The 261-nt window shown below is 43.7% G+C and carries 1 pseudogene; it reads right to left on the bottom strand.

Annotated features, from left to right (window positions below):
• Positions 1-249 (bottom strand): annotated as a pseudogene (locus ACFINZ_RS11420) (recombination protein RecR); the annotation flags it as partial.
• Positions 250-261: the final 12 nt, after the last annotated feature.

Genomic DNA, 261 nt, shown 5'->3' with positions numbered 1-261 from the left:
TGCATCATCACGACGTGGATCTGTACAAATCGAACAAGGGTCAATTGTATCTACATTTCCACAAACAGAACAAATGCAGACCTTTTGTACAGCTGCTTGTATTGCTGCTCCTAAAGGTTCAAGCAATGTTTCCTTTTTTTTGATGAGATGCAACGCAGCACGACGTGCTGACCGAGGACCCAGACCTGGTATACGGGCTAAAAGCTGAATAAGACGCTCAATCTCAGGTCCTGCAATATGTTTAGACATACTCTGTTTCCA

Source organism: Bartonella sp. AA81SXKL (assembly GCF_042196945.1).
GTDB lineage: Bacteria > Pseudomonadota > Alphaproteobacteria > Rhizobiales > Rhizobiaceae > Bartonella.
The sequence above is the reverse complement of the archived record's forward strand: the minus strand, read 5'-3'. Positions and strand labels throughout refer to the sequence as shown.